The sequence below is a fragment of the Sinorhizobium sp. 8-89 genome (genome assembly GCF_030124325.1).
Lineage (GTDB): Bacteria > Pseudomonadota > Alphaproteobacteria > Rhizobiales > Rhizobiaceae > Sinorhizobium.
In genome coordinates this window covers 66,681-82,919 of the sequence record NZ_JASKLR010000016.1, presented here as the reverse complement: position 1 = coordinate 82,919, position 16,239 = coordinate 66,681, and the positions used below count along the sequence as shown (strand labels likewise).

At 64.3% G+C, this 16,239-nt stretch carries 19 protein-coding genes; 7 read left to right on the top strand and 12 right to left on the bottom strand.

All coding sequences use genetic code 11. The features are described 5' to 3' along the window. Positions 1-29: 29 nt before the first annotated feature. Positions 30-944 carry a LysR family transcriptional regulator gene (locus tag QN219_RS24280; protein WP_284002630.1) on the bottom strand — a complete coding sequence of 305 codons (915 nt, stop codon included), beginning with the start codon at positions 942-944 and terminating at the stop codon, positions 30-32. Between the two features lie 106 nt (positions 945-1,050). Between QN219_RS24280 and QN219_RS24275 the strand changes: the two genes are divergently transcribed. Continuing rightward, on the top strand, positions 1,051-2,040 hold the full coding sequence (locus tag QN219_RS24275; protein ID WP_284002629.1) for a zinc-dependent alcohol dehydrogenase family protein: 990 nt from the start codon (positions 1,051-1,053) through the stop codon (positions 2,038-2,040). A 62-nt stretch (positions 2,041-2,102) separates the two neighbouring features. Here the strand turns inward: QN219_RS24275 and QN219_RS24270 are convergent, their stop codons facing one another. From QN219_RS24270 to QN219_RS24240, 7 genes are all read right to left on the bottom strand, one after another. Then, positions 2,103-2,531 carry a GFA family protein gene (locus tag QN219_RS24270; protein WP_284002628.1) on the bottom strand — a complete coding sequence of 143 codons (429 nt, stop codon included), beginning with the start codon at positions 2,529-2,531 and terminating at the stop codon, positions 2,103-2,105. A 157-nt stretch (positions 2,532-2,688) separates the two neighbouring features. Further along, the gene (locus QN219_RS24265; protein WP_284002627.1) at positions 2,689-4,422 is read right to left on the bottom strand and encodes an adenylate/guanylate cyclase domain-containing protein; all 1,734 of its coding nucleotides are present in this window, start codon (positions 4,420-4,422) and stop codon (positions 2,689-2,691) included. A gap of 109 nt (positions 4,423-4,531) precedes the next feature. After that, positions 4,532-5,335: an alpha/beta hydrolase gene (locus QN219_RS24260; protein ID WP_284002626.1), complete on the bottom strand. Its 804-nt coding sequence runs from the start codon at positions 5,333-5,335 to the stop codon at positions 4,532-4,534. A 90-nt stretch (positions 5,336-5,425) separates the two neighbouring features. Continuing rightward, positions 5,426-6,175 (bottom strand): NUDIX hydrolase, encoded by a 750-nt coding sequence (locus tag QN219_RS24255; RefSeq protein ID WP_284002625.1) that lies wholly within the window; start codon positions 6,173-6,175, stop codon positions 5,426-5,428. A 2-nt stretch (positions 6,176-6,177) separates the two neighbouring features. Further along, positions 6,178-7,284, bottom strand: a complete 1,107-nt coding sequence (locus tag QN219_RS24250) for an endonuclease/exonuclease/phosphatase family protein (RefSeq protein ID WP_284002624.1) — start codon at positions 7,282-7,284, stop codon at positions 6,178-6,180. 129 nt (positions 7,285-7,413) lie between these two features. Further along, a complete protein-coding gene (locus tag QN219_RS24245) occupies positions 7,414-8,334 on the bottom strand; it encodes a 2-dehydropantoate 2-reductase (RefSeq protein ID WP_284002623.1) in 921 nt (306 codons plus the stop codon). 174 nt (positions 8,335-8,508) lie between these two features. After that, positions 8,509-9,288, bottom strand: coding sequence for an SDR family oxidoreductase (locus QN219_RS24240; protein WP_284002622.1), 780 nt, complete (start codon positions 9,286-9,288; stop codon positions 8,509-8,511). A gap of 197 nt (positions 9,289-9,485) precedes the next feature. Here QN219_RS24240 and QN219_RS24235 point away from each other — a divergent pair, with 197 nt between their 5' ends. After that, positions 9,486-10,223 (top strand): adenylate/guanylate cyclase domain-containing protein, encoded by a 738-nt coding sequence (locus QN219_RS24235; RefSeq protein ID WP_284002621.1) that lies wholly within the window; start codon positions 9,486-9,488, stop codon positions 10,221-10,223. A gap of 38 nt (positions 10,224-10,261) precedes the next feature. Here QN219_RS24235 and QN219_RS24230 read toward each other — a convergent pair whose 3' ends face one another. Next, entirely contained in the window at positions 10,262-10,417 is a 156-nt protein-coding gene (locus QN219_RS24230) for a hypothetical protein (protein ID WP_284002620.1), read from the bottom strand. A gap of 126 nt (positions 10,418-10,543) precedes the next feature. Between QN219_RS24230 and QN219_RS24225 the strand changes: the two genes are divergently transcribed. From QN219_RS24225 to QN219_RS24210, 4 genes are read left to right on the top strand one after another with little or no spacing between them, the layout of a single operon-like run. Next, positions 10,544-11,188: a lysophospholipid acyltransferase family protein gene (locus QN219_RS24225; protein WP_284002619.1), complete on the top strand. Its 645-nt coding sequence runs from the start codon at positions 10,544-10,546 to the stop codon at positions 11,186-11,188. Then, a complete protein-coding gene (locus QN219_RS24220; RefSeq protein WP_284002618.1) occupies positions 11,185-12,135 on the top strand; it encodes a phosphatidate cytidylyltransferase in 951 nt (316 codons plus the stop codon). The genes QN219_RS24225 and QN219_RS24220 overlap by 4 nt, the downstream gene beginning before the upstream one ends. Next, positions 12,132-12,527, top strand: a complete 396-nt coding sequence (locus QN219_RS24215; RefSeq protein WP_284002617.1) for a hypothetical protein — start codon at positions 12,132-12,134, stop codon at positions 12,525-12,527. The genes QN219_RS24220 and QN219_RS24215 overlap by 4 nt, the downstream gene beginning before the upstream one ends. After that, positions 12,524-13,174, top strand: a complete 651-nt coding sequence (locus tag QN219_RS24210; protein ID WP_284002616.1) for a CDP-alcohol phosphatidyltransferase family protein — start codon at positions 12,524-12,526, stop codon at positions 13,172-13,174. The genes QN219_RS24215 and QN219_RS24210 overlap by 4 nt, the downstream gene beginning before the upstream one ends. A gap of 21 nt (positions 13,175-13,195) precedes the next feature. Here the strand turns inward: QN219_RS24210 and QN219_RS24205 are convergent, their stop codons facing one another. Beyond that, a complete protein-coding gene (locus QN219_RS24205) occupies positions 13,196-14,647 on the bottom strand; it encodes a PLP-dependent aminotransferase family protein (protein ID WP_284002615.1) in 1,452 nt (483 codons plus the stop codon). Between the two features lie 193 nt (positions 14,648-14,840). Between QN219_RS24205 and QN219_RS24200 the strand changes: the two genes are divergently transcribed. Beyond that, positions 14,841-15,479, top strand: coding sequence for an FMN-binding negative transcriptional regulator (locus tag QN219_RS24200; RefSeq protein ID WP_284002614.1), 639 nt, complete (start codon positions 14,841-14,843; stop codon positions 15,477-15,479). A 35-nt stretch (positions 15,480-15,514) separates the two neighbouring features. On the opposite strand, the gene QN219_RS24195 is transcribed toward QN219_RS24200, so the two are convergent. Together QN219_RS24195 and QN219_RS24190 are read right to left on the bottom strand one after the other, a co-directional pair. Further along, positions 15,515-15,658: a hypothetical protein gene (locus QN219_RS24195; protein WP_284002613.1), complete on the bottom strand. Its 144-nt coding sequence runs from the start codon at positions 15,656-15,658 to the stop codon at positions 15,515-15,517. 12 nt (positions 15,659-15,670) lie between these two features. Next, positions 15,671-16,237: a TetR/AcrR family transcriptional regulator gene (locus QN219_RS24190; protein WP_284002612.1), complete on the bottom strand. Its 567-nt coding sequence runs from the start codon at positions 16,235-16,237 to the stop codon at positions 15,671-15,673. Positions 16,238-16,239 lie beyond the last annotated feature (2 nt).

Sequence of the window (16,239 nt, the reverse complement as noted above, 5' to 3'; positions counted from 1 at the left end):
AACGACCATTGGCCGCCAAGCGCGCCCCCTCACGTCATGAATCTCGGCAACGCAGCCGCAAGCGCGTCGACCGCATATCGTACCTTCAGCGGCAGATGTGGCGTCTGCAGCCAGAGCGCGTAGTTGTCGTAGTGAAGTCCCGGCTGATCGGCCAGCAGCGGCACGAGTGCACCCGCCTGGAGGCGCTCGCGGACCAGCCAGCCCGGGAGCCAGGCGAGCCCCATGCCGGCGGCTGCGGCGTCGGCGATTGCATCGAGGTCGTCGAGGCGCAGGCGGTTGATCGGCGTCACCTCCGCCGGGGCGTGGTCGCTGCGCGGAAACAGCCATGGACGAACACGGCCCGACCGGCTGTAGATGATGCCGTGGTGCCCGCCGAGATCCTCGATCTGCCGTGGCGAGCCGTGCTTCGCGAGATAGGACGGCGAGCCGCAAACGACCATGTGATGGCGCGCGATGCGACGCACGATCGTCCCGGCCCTGTCATCCAGATTTCCGGTCCCGGCCGAAAGGCTGCGGATCGCGAGATCGTAGCCGTCGCCCGCGAGGTCGGCGAAGTGATCGCTGAACGACAGGTCGAATTCGAGCGCGGGATGTCGCCTGGCAAGCTCCAGCAGGATCGGGACGACACAGCGCCGGCCGAACAGCGCAGGCATGGTGACCCGGAGCCGTCCGCGCGGCTCGGAAAGCTGATCGGCTGCGAGCGCATCCGCCGCCTCGGCTTCGGCAAGCACCACGCGGCAGCGCTCGTAATAGGCCCGCCCGAAATCCGTCAGGCTCTGGCGCCGCGTCGTGCGGTTCAGGAGGCGCACGCCAAGCCGCTCTTCCAGGAACCGCACATGCTTGCCGACCATCGGTCCGGACAGGTCGAGCGCGGTCGCGGCGGCGGCGAACGAGCCGAGGTCAACGGCTTTGACGAACACGGCCATGCTCGCAAGACGATCCATATTCAAAACTCCTGGTTTCTACTGTTCTGCCTCCGAAGCTATTTATCCAGCCCCTAAGCGACTGGCATAGCCCTTATTCAGTTCAATTGTTTTGGAGTTAATGCCGATGGTCCGCGTCGTTCGCTTTCATGAGCTTGGTGGTCCCGAGGTTCTGCGCATCGAAAACGTGGATGTGCAGGGGCCGGGTCCGGGTGAGGTCCAAATCCGGGTCAAGGCGCTCGGGCTCAACAGGGCCGAGGCGCTGCTGCGCTCGGGCACCTATATCGAGACACCGGTGCTGCCCTCCGGCCTCGGCCTCGAAGCAGCCGGCACCGTCGAAACGGTCGGCGAAGGGGTCGGCGGTTTCGCGCCGGGGGACGCCGTCAGCATCGTGCCGCCGCCGTCGATGGTCCGCTGGCCCGCCTATGGCGAACTCGCCAGCTTTCCGGCGAGGCTCGTCGTCAAGCACCCGCCGTCGCTTGGCTTCGAGGCGGCGGCCGCCGCCTGGATGCAATATCTCACCGCCTATGGCGCGTTGATCGACATTGCCGGGCTGCGCAGCCAGGATTTCGTCGTCATTACCGCCGCATCGAGCAGCGTCGGGCTTGCCGCGATCGAGATTGCCAACAGCATCGGCGCAACCACGATCGCCGTCACCCGCACGTCCGCCAAGAAGCGGGCACTCGCCGACTTCGGCGCCGCGCATGTCATCGCCTCCGCCGAGGAGGATCTGGAATCCCGGCTTAAGGAGATCGCCGGTCCGGCGGGCGTGCGCGTAGTGTTCGACGCGGTCGGCGGCCCCGCCTTCGAGCCTCTGGCGGCGGCGATGTCACGGGGCGGCATTCTCATCGAATATGGCGGCTTGAGCCCCGAGCCGACCCCCTTCCCGTTGTTTAGCGTGTTGAGCAAGAGCCTGACGTTGCGCGGTTACCTTGTTCACGAGATCATCGGCGACCCGGCGCGTCTCGCGGCCGCCAAGAGCTTCATCCTCGAAGGGCTGACGTCCGGTTCGCTCCGGCCGGTGATCGCCAGGACCTTTTCGTTCGACGAGATCGTCGAGGCGCATCGCTTCCTGGAGTCGAACAAACAGTTCGGCAAGATCGTCGTCACGGTTTGATCGTGGGATGGATCGCTCCGTGCGACACGCACCGCGCTCGCCGCCTGCCTCGCGGGACAGGCTCAATCCTCAGGGAATTCCGCATATTGCGGCAGGTCGTCGGTGATGTGGAACCATTCCGCCTTCGACCCGACGAAGATATGCGCCGACGGGCGGATCGTCGGCGCATCCACGAGCGTGCCGAGCGTCACGTGCGCGTAGGCTCCCTCGCGCACGACGGAAAAGAGCAGCGAGCCGCAGGCCGCGCAATGCACATCATGCGCCTCGCTCTCGTCGCCATAGATCAAGGTCGCATCCCCGCCCCGAACGAGGCCGAGTTCCTCGCGCTTGACGCCGGCGAACGGCTTGAAGGCCGAACCGGTGGCGCGCCGGCAGTTCGAGCAATGGCAGTTCATCGCATATTCGAACCGGTCCGCCACCCGGTACTCGACCACCCCGCACAGGCATCTGCCGGTCAGCATCCTGGCGGTGCCGGAGTTCGTATCGGCCATGACCACCTCCTGTCTGTGCGCAGGAGGCTACATGAGGAGCCGGCAAGTGCGCAACCGTCGGACGAGGGCTGTGCGGAAAAGCGGTCGGATCCTGGCAGCATCCGCTTTGCACCAGCGATCATGAGGCTTGTACTGGCTGCGCTTCAGGCCGCCCGCTTCACGCCGGCAGGCCGGCCTTCAGCAAGCCCTCCCGGAACATCTCGCGCTGCTCGGGAAGCTCCAGGAGCAGGCCGCGCGTGATGAAGTCTTCCGTCGAAAAATCCGGCCACAGTTTCAGAAGGCGCGCCTTCGCCTCGTCGGTCGCGGCCATGTTTCCGGCCTGCGCATAGCAGGCCACAAGGCGCGCGCAGGTGAACGGGCCGGGATTGGGCTGTTCCTTGAGCGCCGCCGCCGCTTCGTCGTATCGCCCGAGTATATAGAGGGTGTTGCCGAGGGTCACACTATACCATTGCGGCGGGAAGGGATTGAGGCGTAAGCCCTCGTCGATCCACTGCATCGCCTCCTCGAGCCTGCCGCGCCGCGCAAGCAGCCCGCCCATCTGCACCATCGTGTTCGCGTCGTTGGGGTTCAGCTGATAGGCGCGGCGATAATGCCGTTCCGCCATCTCGAAATCCCGGCGGAAGTAATGCATGAGGGCCAGCAGGCGCTCGCAGCCGCTGTCAGCTCCGTCGAGCCGCACCGCCTTTTGCGCAAGCGCCAGAGCCGCGTCGAGAATATCGGCCGGCGCATTGGCGTAGCCGTGAAGCGCAAGTCTCGCGAGTGCCAGATATGCGTGGGCGAGCCCGAATTGCGGGTCGCGTTCCACTGCCGCCTCGAACATCATGCGGGCCTGTTCGTTGTCGTCGGCGCCATAGCCCCGGATATGCACGAGCCCGCGCAGGTAGAACTCATAGGCCGCAAGACTCGTCGTCGGTTTGCGCAGCGCCTGTCGGACATCGGCGCTCTCGATCTGCCCGACGAGCGTCGACACGATCATCCGCGTCACCTCGTCCTGGACGGCGAAAATATCCGTGACGCTGCGGTCGTAGTGTTCCGACCACAGGTGCGTTCCGCTTGCGGCCTCTATAAGCCGCGCCGTGATGCGCATCCGTTCACCCGACCGTCGAACGCTACCCTCCACCAGATAGGTGGCGGAGAGCCTTTTGCCGATTTCCTTGAGCCCCGCATCCTTGCCGCGAAAGCTGAAGGATGAACTGGCGGCGACGACGGACAACGAACGAAACCGGGCAAGGCCGCCGATGATGTCCTCGGTGATGCCGTCGCTGAAAAAATCCTGGTCCGGCGAGCCGCTGAGATTCTCGAATGGCAGAACGGCGATCGACGTTCGCGCCGACGCCAAAGACGTCGATGGCCCGGCCGTCGGCGCGTCCTTCCAGTGCCAGACGTGCACGGGCCGGGCGATGTTCTTCAGCACTATCTCGCCGCCGTCCCAAAAGGCCGAACAATTCTTTGTGCCGAGTTGCCGATGGACGACATCGGCGATGCATATGCCGCCCGGCCCGGCGGTTGCCTCCAGGCGGGCGGCGACGTTGACGCCGTCGCCGAACAGGTCATCCCCCTCGATGACGACATCGGCGAGATTGATCCCGATCCTGAAGAGGATGCGGTCGTCGAGCGCCACGTCCTTCTGATCGGAGGCCAGTTCTTCCTGAAGCGATATGGCGCAGTCCACCGCGTCGACCGCCGAGCTGAAGACGACGAGCGAGCCGTCGCCCATCAGCTTCACGATGCGGCCGCCGCGTGCGGCGATGTTCGGAGCGACTATGGAGCCTTGCAGCCGCTTCATCGCGGTAAGCGTAGAGGTTTCGTCGGCCTCCATCAGCCGCGAGTAGCCGACGATATCGGTGGCCATGATCACCGCAAGTCGCCGCTCGACGCGCTCGTTCGCCATCCCGCCATCTCCACACGCAATGCGCAGTACTTTAGCCCGCTCTCACGGACGTCGAAAGAGGCAACGGAGTGGGATCGGAGTTCCCGGCAATCGCCGCTGCGTGACGGCCCTATCGTGTCAGCGCCTCCACAAAGCGGATCACATGGCCGACCGTACTTTCGTTCCAGATGTCGTTGTGACCCAGCCCGTCGTAGACCGCTATTTGCTTCGGTTCGGGAGCGATGCGGTACAAGGCCTCGCCCGAAGAGAGCGGGATGCTGCCGTCAAGTCGACCGTGGATGAACAGCTTCGGTTGTTTCACCGTCGCAATCGTGAGGTCGGAACGGAAGGGATCCTTGAGCAGAAGCGCAACCGGGTAGAACGGATAATGCGTCTGCGCGACCGAAAGAACCGAGAGGTATGCGGACACGAGGATGACGCCGGCGGCAGGCCTCTGCGCGGCCGTGTTCACGGCGACGCCCGAGCCGAGCGAGCGGCCCAGCACAATGATCCCGCTTCTGGAGCGTCCTGAAAGCCAGTCGAACGCGGCGATGCCGTCGGTCAGCAGCCCCTCCTCGCTCGGCGAGCCGGTCGATCCCGGATAGCCGCGATAGGAAATCGCCAGCAGTCCAATGCCGCGCGCGGCCAGCGCCTGTGCAAGAAAGTCGTAATTGTCGACCCGGTCACCGTTTCCGAAGAAGAGCAGCACGGCCGGCTTGCCCGCATCACCCTGACTGTAGAGTCCATGAAGCGTCTCTCCGTCCGACGTCTTGATGTATGCGTTTTCGCCCCAACTCGCCTGCTCTGGAGCAAGGGTGGCGCTCACACCGGGATACAGGAGGGCACGCTGCGAAAAATACACGAGGCCCACAAGCGACATATAGGCGAAGATCGCCATCAGCGGCAGGATAAGCAGGAGTTTTGTGGCGCTCACGGCAGCATGCCCCACCGCTGGTTCGTCAAAGTCCAGAACGCTTCCGAAGCTGAACCTCGACTGAACAGCATAGAGTTCAATTTGAGCGTTTTAGGGATCGGCCCGTCCGCCGTTCTTCGCGAAATGCCACTCGAGAATCGCCGGGAAGAAGTCCGGATAGTTGTGCGCATCGGGCTTCGGCCCGCGGATCGCCACGGCCTCGTCGATTTCCGGGTGCGGGTCGGTCGAGACATGCCTGGCGACGCGCGAAACGAGCTCGTCGGCCGTCGCCGCCAGCCGGTGGGTGCGGAACACGACGACAGTCCCCTTCATGTGCACCGCGTGGTAGCCGGGCTCGGCTGTCGCCTCGGAGAGCTCGATGCCCGTCTCCTCCCGCACCTCTCGCGCAATATTGCCGTCTATATCGCAACGTCCGTCGACGATATCCTCAGGCTCCAGCGAGCCGCCAGGGCTGTAGACGCGTCCGGCATTGGCCGTGTGGCTCCCCATGCGGATGGCGATCATCGCGCCGTCGGACGAAAGCAGCATCGGCATGGCGAAGATATGCAAGGCGCCGGGCGCTCGACTCTTGCGCCACCACAGAAAGGTCGAATAGGGCACGACATGGGCGTTGGCGACAATGCGTCCGCCGTCGATGCGGATCGCCCGCTGCAGCACCATCCTGCCGTCGAAGAGATGCGGGTTTGCGGCAATCTCGCGCTGCCAGCTTTCCTGCGCCCGTTCCACCTCGGCCAGATGGAACGGATGCGGCTCTGGAGAAACGTCGATCCGGACAGCCGAGACCGGGAAAACCGTGCCCTCGGCGGGCCACTCTGCGCGGTTGCTTTCAAGAAGGTTCATGGTCAGATATCCAGTGTCATCGCGACCGGGCAATGGTCGGAGGCCTTCGGCCGGTCCCAGCCGGTGCGCGGGTAGCGCTCCACCTCCTGCCCGGCCGGAAAGATCGTCCGGAACGGCTGGCCGGCGCGGATGATCTCCGGCACCCGGCTCGCGTTGCGGCTCGCGAGCGCCGGCGACAGCCAGATGTAGTCGAGCTGGCAGAGATGCCGCTCCTCCGGCCCGCGGCTGTGAAACAGGGTCCAGCGGTCGAGCACCGGGCGGCGTAGCATCGGGTTTTCGGCGAAGCCGTCCATGGTGAAGACGTCGAGCGCGCTTGTCCCCTCCTCGCTCGGCACGAATTCGTAGCCGTTGCGCCGGTCGCCGCGGATAGCAACCTTTTCCTGGTAGTCGTTCATGTCGCCGCAGATCGCGAACATCTTGTCGGCCGTGCGGCCCCGCCCGAAGCGGCTTTCGATTATATGGCGCACGGCCTTCGTCTCTGCCACACGGAGCGGCATCGTCGCCTGGCGGCCGTCGAGCCCTTCGCGCGCCGGCCCCATCGACTTGAAGTGCACGACGTAGAGCGTCAGCGGCCGGCCGCCGATCCTCAAATCCAGCTCCAGGCAGTCGCGCTTGAAGATGCGGTCGGCAGGGCGGTTGGTTTGCGCCAGCTCATCGTTGAAAAGGTCGAGGTCGGCATAGGTAAGTCCCGCATGGCTTTTCACCTCGAGGCACTCGATCGGCTGGCCGTCGCGCGTCTTCTCGCGCATCAGCACGGCAACGTCGATGCCGCGCGAATCATTGCCCTCGATCAGGTATTTCTGCCGGTAGCCGTTGCCGACCATGCGGAACAGATAGCCATATTCGAAGGCCTGCAGCGCCGCCATGTTGTCGGCCTCCTGCAGGCAGAGGATATCCGCGTCGCAGTCGGCGATGGCGAGCGCCGACATCTGCCGCGTGTCGTCCGTATGCGCAATGGTGCGTGCCTCCTCCAGCCGCTGATACTCCGCCTCGCTGCGGACCTCGAACAGCCTCAACACGCGATCCTGCTTCAACTGGTTGCGAAAGCCGGAGAAATCGAAACGGCTCATGAGATTTTCGATATTGAAGGTGGCAAGGCGAAGCGACATCGGGCAATTCCGTAAAACAAAGTGTCGCGGAGCTTAGGCATTGAACCGCAAATGTCGAGGGGGTGCTTTGCGCGCCTGAAGAGACGCGGCGCTTGTCACGGGGCATGATGTCGTGAGCCGTTGGCCCTCTCACCGCGAAGGCGCACCGTTCGCGTAGAGATGAAGCGCCCGGTAGACCGCCGTGTGGGCCGGGGTCGGCACTTCGAGTTCCTTTCCGAAGGAGTGCATGCGTCCCGACAGCCATTCGAGTTCGAGCCGCTTGCCGCGCTGAAGATCGTTGGCCATGGAGGATTGCGTCTCGGGCGGCACCATTTGCCAGAGCGATGTCGTCTGCTGCACATAGCCGTCCGGCATCGGGTGACCCTTGGCGGCGGCGATCGCCATGCCCTCGTCCCGCAATTGCTCCATGAAGATCCGGCCTTCCGGGTCCGCGATAATCGCTCCGATGCCCGAGCGCATCAGGCTGGTGCCGCCGGAAAAGGCGGCGAGTGTCACGAACTTCATCCATAGCACCGGATCGACGTCGTCGACCGCCTGGAGGGAGATGCCCTCGGCCAGCGCGCACGCATCGCGGAAGGCGGCGATCGCCGGGTCGTTGCGCCCGCCGACCGTCATCTGCGTCATCCCGCTCGTCTGCTTGATCAGCGCCGGCGCTTCGAGATAGGTGGAAATGTAGATGGCGCCGGCGACGACCTGCGAGCGTGGCACGGAACGCGCCAGGAGATCGACGCCATCGACGCCGTTCTGCAACGTCAGCACCGTCGTCTTCGGCCCGACCATCGGGAGGATGGCGGCGGCCGCCTCCTCGCTGTCGTAAAGCTTCACCGCGAAGATCACGAGATCGACGGTCCCGACTTCGGCGGGATCGTCGGTGGCGGTGACGCCCGGCAAGCTGACATCGCCGAGCGGACTTTCGAGCCTGAGACCGTTGCTGCGCATCGCATAAAGATGCTCGCCGCGCGCGATGAATGTGACGTCTTCGCCCGCTTTTGCGAGCCTGAGGCCGATATAGCCGCCGATGCCGCCCGAGCCCATCACCGCGATCCGCATGGCCTTTCCTCCTCGCGCTGCTGCAAATCAAACGGCTGGAGCGACCTTTGCGCGCCCAAAAAAACGCGCGGCGCCGGAGCGGCCGAAAGCGCAAGATATCAGTTTCGCCCTGCCGCGGCACGGCCAAAGAATGCTTCGGCCATCGCCCGCCTTTGCTGCCCGCCTGCGCTCTCCTCAGGCGACGGACCAGCCGCCGTCGACGAGCAGGTTCAGTCCGGTGATCAGCGATGCTGCCGGCGAGGCCAGGAAAACGACGGCGCCGATAACGTCGTCCGTGTCGCCGATGCGGCCCAAGGGAATATGCCCGACCGTCTGCTCGTAGAAAGCCTTGTCGGAGAGAGCCGGCCTGGTGCCGTCGGTCCAGATGAAGGTGGGGGCAACGGTGTTGACGGTGATGCCGTGGCGGGCCCATTCGGCGGCCAGGCAGCGGGAGAGGTGATTGATCGCCGCCTTGCTCATGCAGTAGATCGCCTCGCCGCGAAGCGTCACCGTGCCCGCCTGCGAGCTGATGTTGATGATACGGCCCGCCTTTTGCGCGATCATCTGCCGGCCGACGGTCTGCGTCATCAGGAACGTGCCCTTGACGTTGACGTTCAGGATTTCGTCGAGATCGGCCTCAAGGACATCCTCCGCCAGATTGCCGGGCGCGACTCCGACATTGTTGACGAGCACGTCGATCCTCGTAAACATCGCGACCGCCTCGGCGACCGAGGCCTCGATATCGGCGCGCTTCGACAGGTCGAGCCTGACGGGAAGGACCTTCCGGCCCATGTCCCTGATTTCCGCGATCAGTTCCGTCGACGCCGCGATGTCCCGCAGGCCGAGCACGATGTCCGATCCGGCAGCGGCGCAGGCAATGGCGCAGGCGCGGCCGATCCCGCGCGATGCGCCGGTAACGAATGTCACCTTGCCTGCCAGGCTGAAATCCGGCGCATGCTTGAGTTCGTTCCCCACGTTTGCCCCTCCTCCGGTTGATCGCCCCGCCTCGAGCGCGTAGCGTCGGCGGCGGCAACACCTTTTCATTCTTGAACTCCCACTCGGACTATAGCACCGCGCGCACGCGCCGTGGCTGCTTTCCACGGACCGGCCATTGGTTGCGTACTCAGATGTGGTAGAATCCCTGAGCGGCGCAAAATGGGGCGGGCGACAAGATGTCGTTTTCTCAATCGAGGATTTGCAAGGGCTGCTGGGAGCAGATGCGTATTCCCGTGCCTCTGCACGGACCGGCTTCCATTCCCTTCCGCGCCTTTGGTATCCGCCCGAGCCGGATGAATCCGAACACCTGCACGATCTGCGAGCTCATGTTCACGCGCGTGATGAAAGCCCGCAAGATCACCGTTGATGTGTCTGTGCTTTTTGCAGACCTGAGGGGCTATACGACGCTTACGCAGTCGCATTCGGCAGATGCCGTCTCGTCGCTGCTGGATGATTTCTACGATGAATGTGCCACGGCCATTTGGGAGTTCGACGGCCTTCTCAACAAGACCGTCGGGGACGCGATCATGGCGATATTCAACTTTCCGATCCCGCACCAGGACCACGCCGAACGTGCCGTTCTCGCTGCGCGTGAGATCCAGCGCCGGTGCCAATTGCGTCGTGAACGTCACCTGGCCGAGGGTGCCGGCCTGGGCGAAAGTGAACTCGGCGTTGGTATCGGCATCGACTCCGGCGAGGCCAGCTTCGGAGAGTTCGGCCGATCGCATCGCGACCTGACTGCGATTGGAACGGTTGTGAACACTGCCGCCCGCGCCCAGTCAGCGGCCGAAGCGGGGCGGATTCTCGTCACCAGGGCCGTTTGTGAGCGGGCGAAGAGCCAAACGGCCGAAAGCGAAGGCCGTGAATACCGCCTGAAAGGCTTTGATAAGCCGATCGAGCTTTACGCAATCTGAATATCGTCGAATGCCGGGCAGGCTCCGGCGAACGCCTGTCATGAGCCGATGCCGGTAATCGCAGCCCAAAGGCGCGCGGCGGCGGCTTCTGGCGCGAAGCCGGTGCGACGACGGATCTCCTCGTCCTTATTGCTTCCGTCTTTTGCATCCTGGTCGGCTTCCTCAAAGTCCTTCGACGACCGATGAAGCAACATGCACGGCCCTCGGCGGGCACCCTCACGGCCCCTCCGCTTCACCCCAAACAAGGCATCTTCCCTGCCGCCGCCGCCGTGCTACAGTTTCATGAACGTCATGGGGGGCCGGCGGGGGGTGGAATCCGGATGAAGTCTTTGGTTGCGAAAGTCGCTGCGGCTGCCTTCGTCCTGTTTGCCCGCGCGATAACCGCGGTTCGCGCCATATGGCCGGAAGAGGGATTGCCGGCCAGACCGTGCGTCTATTTCGCCAACCATTCGAGCCACGGCGATTTCGTGCTGGTCTGGGCCGTGCTGCCGCCGAGGCTCAGGCATCGCACCCGCCCGGTGGCCGGCGCTGAATACTGGCTGAAATCTCACACCAACGCCTTCATCGGACGCGACGTCTTCAATGCGGTGCTGATCGAGCGCGACCGGGAAAAGCGGACCGAGGACCCGATCGCACTGATGGTCTCGGCGATCGATGTCGGTTCGTCGCTGATCCTCTTTCCCGAGGGTACGCGAAACCAGACAGAGGAAAGGCTGCTGCCCTTCAAGAGCGGCATCTTCCATCTGGTCACCGAGCGCCCGGAGGTCGACCTCGTGCCGGTGTGGATCAACAATCTCAACCGCGTCATGCCGAAGGGCGAGATCGTGCCGATCCCGCTGATCTGCACCGTCACCTTCGGCAATGCGCTGCGCATTGACCCCGGCGAAGAGAAGCAAGCCTTTCTCGAACGGATGCGGGCCGCCCTGATCGCGCTCGCTCCGAAACCGGCAGGGAGCGGCGAATGACTGCAGCAGGCTCGGATCTCCTGACATTGGTCCTCGGCATCTTCGGCGTGCTGATCGCCGCGTCGGCGGTCGGCTACATGCTTGAACAACGCCTCACGGCCGATGGACCGAACGCGGCGGTCGAAAACCTCAACGCCCGCATCCGGGCCTGGTGGGCGATGGTCATTCTGATCGGCCTTGCCTTCATCGCCGGCCGCATCGGCGTCCTCCTTCTCTTCGCCTTCTGCTCCTTTGCGGCGCTGAGGGAATTCGTGACCCTGATCTACACCCGGCGCGCCGATCACTGGGCGCTCGCCTCCGCCTTCTTCCTCGTCCTGCCGATCCAGTATTACCTGCTTTGGGCCGAGGAATACGGCATCTTCTCTATTTTCATTCCCGTTTATGCATTCCTTCTGATGCCGATCATCTCGGTGCTCCGGGGCGACACCGAGCGCTTCCTGCTTCGCATCGCCGAGGTGCAATGGGCGCTGATGATCTGCGTCTTCTGCGTCTCGCACGTGCCGGCGCTGCTGACCCTCGACATACCGGGCTACGAGGGGCGCAACGTGCTGCTGATCGCCTTCCTGGTGATCGTCGTGCAGCTGAGCGATGTCCTGCAATATGTCTGGGGCAAGCTCTTCGGCCGCACCAGGATCGCGCCGAAGCTTTCGCCGTCGAAGACGGTCGAGGGCTTTGTCGGCGGCGTTGCCAGCGCCACGCTGATCGGGGCCGCGCTCTGGTGGATTACGCCGTTCACGCCGCTCCAGGCGGGCCTCCTGTCGTTCATCATCACCCTCATGGGATTCCTTGGAGGGCTGGTGATGTCGGCGATCAAGCGCGATCGCGGCGTCAAGGACTGGGGCAATCTCATCGACGGCCATGGCGGGCTGATCGACAGGCTGGATTCCGTCGTCTTCTCGGCGCCGATCTTCTTCCACATCGTGCGCTATTGGTGGTCGCTCTCATGAGATCAGCGTTGCGGGACTGGGCGAGAAGCGGCACGGTACATGTGCTCTTCGCCTTTCTGGCCATGGGCGGATGGGCCGTCTTCGCCAACAGCGGTCACGCCATGCCGCAGCCGCTCTATTCCGGGCTCCTGCAGGGGGCGCTCTCGGCCGGTCTCACGCTTTTCCTCAAGTCCGTGATCGACGGGCTTTCGAAGCGCTTCAGCGGGCCTGAGCGCTTCTGGGCGCCGCCGCTGATCGCCTGTCTCGGCTCGACGGGCCTGCTGGTGTCGCTCCACGCGCTCGGCGGAACGCCAGAAATACTCCAAACCGTCGCGGTTCCGCTCCTGGTCTCGACGACCTACGCGTGGACCTATGCCTATTCGATCTCCCGGAAAAAAGGCGTTGAATCATGACTGAGACCGGCGATCGGCGGCCTCTCGCAAGCCGCAACACCCGCTGGGCGGGCGCGATTGCCCGATGGATGGCATCGCGGACGATCACCCCCAACCAGATCTCCAAAGGCAGCATGGTGGCCGCCGCTCTCGCCGGCGGCGCCTTCTTCCTGGCAGGCCAGAGTGCGGGCGAAATGAGGATCGTCTGCCTGCTCTCGGCGGCATTGTTTTGCCAGCTCCGGCTGCTCTGCAATCTCTTCGACGGCATGGTCGCCGTAGAGGGCGGCAAGGGCGAGCCGGACGGTCCCTTCTGGAACGAGTTTCCGGATCGCGTCGCCGACCTCCTGATCTTCGCCGGCATCGGCTATGGCATCGGCGCACCCGGCCTCGGCTGGGCGGCAGCCGCCTTCGCCGTCCTGACCGCCTATGTCCGCGAGCTCGGCCGCGCCACCGGAAACCCCAGCGACTTCTACGGGCCGATGGCCAAGCAGCACCGCATGGCAACGGTCACCGCCGCCGCGGTGATCTCCATACTCGAGCCCCTGTGGCAAGGTCACAACCAGGTGCTGACGATTGCCCTCTGGGTGGTCGCCCTCGGTGCGGCACTGACCGCGATCCGTCGCGGACGGACATTGGTGCGGCGCCTGAAAGAGGTCGGTACCCGTTAGTACCGCATTGGGATCGGGGCGTCACGACGACGCAGGATGCAATTCGTCGACCACGCGCTTCAGGCGCCGCACCCCCTCCTCTATTTCCGGTAGCTCCAGGCTGGCATAGCCCAGCACGAGGCCGGCAGTGCCGGGATCGTCCGAGGCGGCGAACAAAGGGCCGATCGGGTAGAGACCCAGCCCGCAGGCAAGCCCGCGCTCGACCAGCAATTGCTCCCGTTCCCTCGGCAGGTCGCTCAGCCACACGACGACGTGCAGCCCTGCGTCCGCGCCCATAATCCGTATCCGGTCCGCGAAGGCCCGCTTCAGGGCGGACAGCAGGGCCGCTCTTCTTTCCCCGTTGCGGCGGCGCACGCGCCGGACATGCCGTTCGTAGGCGCCACTTTCGATGAGCGCGGCCAAAGCCTCCTGCTCCGCGGTCGGCGTATGCCTGTCGGTCAATCGCTTGGCGGTGACGAAAGGGATGCGAAGGGCCATCGGCACGACGAGGTAACCGAGGCGCAGCGTCGGCGAAAGCGTCTTCGAAACGGTTCCGAGATAGATGACGCGATCGGCGCCGTCCAACGTCTGCAAGGCGGGTATGGGCGCGATATCGAACCGATACTCACCGTCATAGTCGTCCTCTATGACGTAGGCGTTTCGGCGCTGCGCCCACGCCAGAAGCTCTTTCCGGCGGCCGACCGACATGACACTTCCGAGAGGAAACTGGTGTGAAGGCGTTACATATGCCAGCCGCCCCTCGCCCAGCCCGTCGGTTCGCATGCCCTCGTTGTCGACATCGAGCGGAACCAGTTCCGCCCCGGCCGCGATAAAGACGTGGCGGGCCGCGCCATAGCAGGGGTCCTCCACGACAACCCTGTCCCGCGGATTGACGAACAGTCTGGCACAGAGATCGAGGCCCTGCTGCGATCCGTTTACGACGATGATCTGGTCCGGCTGGCACCGGAGACCGCGCGCTCTCCAAAGATAGCCTTGCAAGGCTGTCCGCAGCGCCGGCGAGCCAGCCGGATCCGCATAGCGAAGACGCGTCGGCCGCCGCATGAGCGCGGCGTTCACTGCTTTTTTCCAGGCCTGGCTTGGAAAGTCGGACGAAGACAGATCGCCGTAGCGGAAGTCGATGGCCAGGCGGTCCAGCGTGGGCCGGGTGGCGGCAGGCAGACGCATGATCCTGAGGCCGTAATCCGAAAGACCGGGACGCCGCGAGGTTTCATCGACGGGCGGACGAGCGGCGACATCGAGATCGACGTTCTTCGCGACCCTTGCGCGCGCCCCCTGATGGGTTTCGAGATAGCCTTCGGCGGCAAGCTGCTCATAGGCCGCCGTCACGGTCGTCCGCGAGACGCCCCACTCGGCGGCAAGGCCGCGCGTGGACGGCAGCCTGTCGCCCGGGCGGAAAGTCCCGTCCCTGATCTGGCCCTTGATGGCATCGCAAATGCGCTTCAGGACGGTCGGTGCCTTCTCGGATTTCGCCATGAACTGGCCCAACGTTAAATGCAGAAACTGGCAGTCAACAATAGGCCAGTCTGATGGCACTTTCACCTCAAATCCGCCTGCTGCATGATTCCTTGAATCGTAACGATTCAAGGACAAGAAGATGTGGTAATTCAAAGCGTTACAGCGGCCCTTTGCGCGTCCCGGCGAGACGTGCGGCGCTGGAGAGGATCAGATGTATATTCCCCCGGCCTTCCGCGAAGACGAACCGTCTGCCCTCCACGAAACCATGCGGGCCGCGCGTCTCTGCAACTTCGTGACGGCCACGGATCAAGGACCGGTCGCAACCCCGCTACCGCTGTTTCTCGACCCGACGGAAGGGCCGTACGGAACGCTCTACGGCCATCTCGCGAGGGCGAACCCGCAGTGGAAGCTTGCCGCGATCGGGGAAGCGATGGCCCTGTTCATGGGACCCGACGCCTATATCACGCCGAGCTGGTACGCGACGAAGCACGAGACCGGAAAGGTCGTTCCCACCTGGAACTACGTCGCCGTCCACGCCTACGGTCCGGCAGAATTTTTCGAGGACGATCACAGGCTTCTCGACGTCGTCACGCGTCTCACCAGACTGCACGAAGAGCCGCGCGCCGATCCGTGGGCGGTCGGCGACGCGCCCGAAGATTTCATCAGGGCACAGCTCAGAGGGATCGTCGGCATTCGCATGCCGATTACCCGATTGGAGGGTAAGCGAAAGATGAGCCAGAACCGCAATGCGGCGGACCGGGCCGGTGTTGCATCCGGTCTTGCCGCGAGTGATCGCGCGTCGGATCGTACCGCTGCCACACTCATTCCGGTTGACTGCATAATTCCTTAAATCGGAGTCGATCAGGACAAAATCATGCAGCAATTTCAAGGTGCTACAGCGCCGCGCGCGCCATGTTGGCTAGCGCCGGCGGCGAGGGAAAGATTGGCCTCGACATAGGTCGTCGCCTTGCGCAGCCGCCAGGGAGCAAGCGCCGTGCGGCATCGGCCGCTATCGAAGCGGCCCGTCATCGGAACCTCCGCTCAATCCTTGCCTGCCAGGAGGCGCGCCTCGATCCGCGCCAGCGCCCGCTCAAACACCGCCGGATCGTCGAGCGCGCGGCCGAGAACCAGCGCGCCCTGAATGGCGATCACCGCCTCCTCGGCAAGCTCGCGCGCCGAGGCCGGGTCGTTGCCGGTCTTCTCCAGGGCCGTGGCGAGTGCCGCCCGCCACCCGGCGAAATAGTCACGCACCTGATTGGCGAAGCGGTCGCGGACATTGTCGAGCGCGAAGGCGCCCACGAGGCACACACGGCGGCCGGAGCGGAAATAGTCCGCCACCGACCGGCACATGGTGCCGATCGCCTCGCGCGGATCCTCGTCTTGCCGAAGCGGCGCGTAGACGTGATCTTCGAACCATTGATCGATCTCGCGGAGCACGGTCGTCGCCATCTCCTCCTTCCCTCCCGGGAAGAAGTGGTAGAGGCTGCCCTTGCCGAGCCCGGTCTTGGCGCTGATGACCGAAAGGCTTGCGCCTTCGAAGCCGTGTTCCCGAAAAATCTCGGCGAGCACGGGGATGACGTCCGAGCGCTCCGCGACGATCTTTGCCATGA

Excerpts from the sequence above, each read along its gene's own strand:
- QN219_RS24280 (WP_284002630.1), bottom strand. The coding sequence starts at position 944 with ATGGATCGTCTTGCGAGCATGGCCGTGTTCGTCAAAGCCGTTGACCTC.
- QN219_RS24275 (WP_284002629.1), top strand. The coding sequence starts at position 1,051 with ATGGTCCGCGTCGTTCGCTTTCATGAGCTTGGTGGTCCCGAGGTTCTG.
- QN219_RS24270 (WP_284002628.1), bottom strand. The coding sequence starts at position 2,531 with ATGGCCGATACGAACTCCGGCACCGCCAGGATGCTGACCGGCAGATGC.
- QN219_RS24265 (WP_284002627.1), bottom strand. The coding sequence starts at position 4,422 with ATGGCGAACGAGCGCGTCGAGCGGCGACTTGCGGTGATCATGGCCACC.
- QN219_RS24255 (WP_284002625.1), bottom strand. The coding sequence starts at position 6,175 with ATGAACCTTCTTGAAAGCAACCGCGCAGAGTGGCCCGCCGAGGGCACG.
- QN219_RS24250 (WP_284002624.1), bottom strand. The coding sequence starts at position 7,284 with ATGTCGCTTCGCCTTGCCACCTTCAATATCGAAAATCTCATGAGCCGT.
- QN219_RS24245 (WP_284002623.1), bottom strand. The coding sequence starts at position 8,334 with ATGCGGATCGCGGTGATGGGCTCGGGCGGCATCGGCGGCTATATCGGC.
- QN219_RS24235 (WP_284002621.1), top strand. The coding sequence starts at position 9,486 with ATGTCGTTTTCTCAATCGAGGATTTGCAAGGGCTGCTGGGAGCAGATG.
- QN219_RS24230 (WP_284002620.1), bottom strand. The coding sequence starts at position 10,417 with ATGTTGCTTCATCGGTCGTCGAAGGACTTTGAGGAAGCCGACCAGGAT.
- QN219_RS24225 (WP_284002619.1), top strand. The coding sequence starts at position 10,544 with ATGAAGTCTTTGGTTGCGAAAGTCGCTGCGGCTGCCTTCGTCCTGTTT.
- QN219_RS24220 (WP_284002618.1), top strand. The coding sequence starts at position 11,185 with ATGACTGCAGCAGGCTCGGATCTCCTGACATTGGTCCTCGGCATCTTC.
- QN219_RS24215 (WP_284002617.1), top strand. The coding sequence starts at position 12,132 with ATGAGATCAGCGTTGCGGGACTGGGCGAGAAGCGGCACGGTACATGTG.
- QN219_RS24210 (WP_284002616.1), top strand. The coding sequence starts at position 12,524 with ATGACTGAGACCGGCGATCGGCGGCCTCTCGCAAGCCGCAACACCCGC.
- QN219_RS24205 (WP_284002615.1), bottom strand. The coding sequence starts at position 14,647 with ATGGCGAAATCCGAGAAGGCACCGACCGTCCTGAAGCGCATTTGCGAT.
- QN219_RS24200 (WP_284002614.1), top strand. The coding sequence starts at position 14,841 with ATGTATATTCCCCCGGCCTTCCGCGAAGACGAACCGTCTGCCCTCCAC.
- QN219_RS24195 (WP_284002613.1), bottom strand. The coding sequence starts at position 15,658 with ATGACGGGCCGCTTCGATAGCGGCCGATGCCGCACGGCGCTTGCTCCC.
- QN219_RS24190 (WP_284002612.1), bottom strand. The coding sequence starts at position 16,237 with ATGGCAAAGATCGTCGCGGAGCGCTCGGACGTCATCCCCGTGCTCGCC.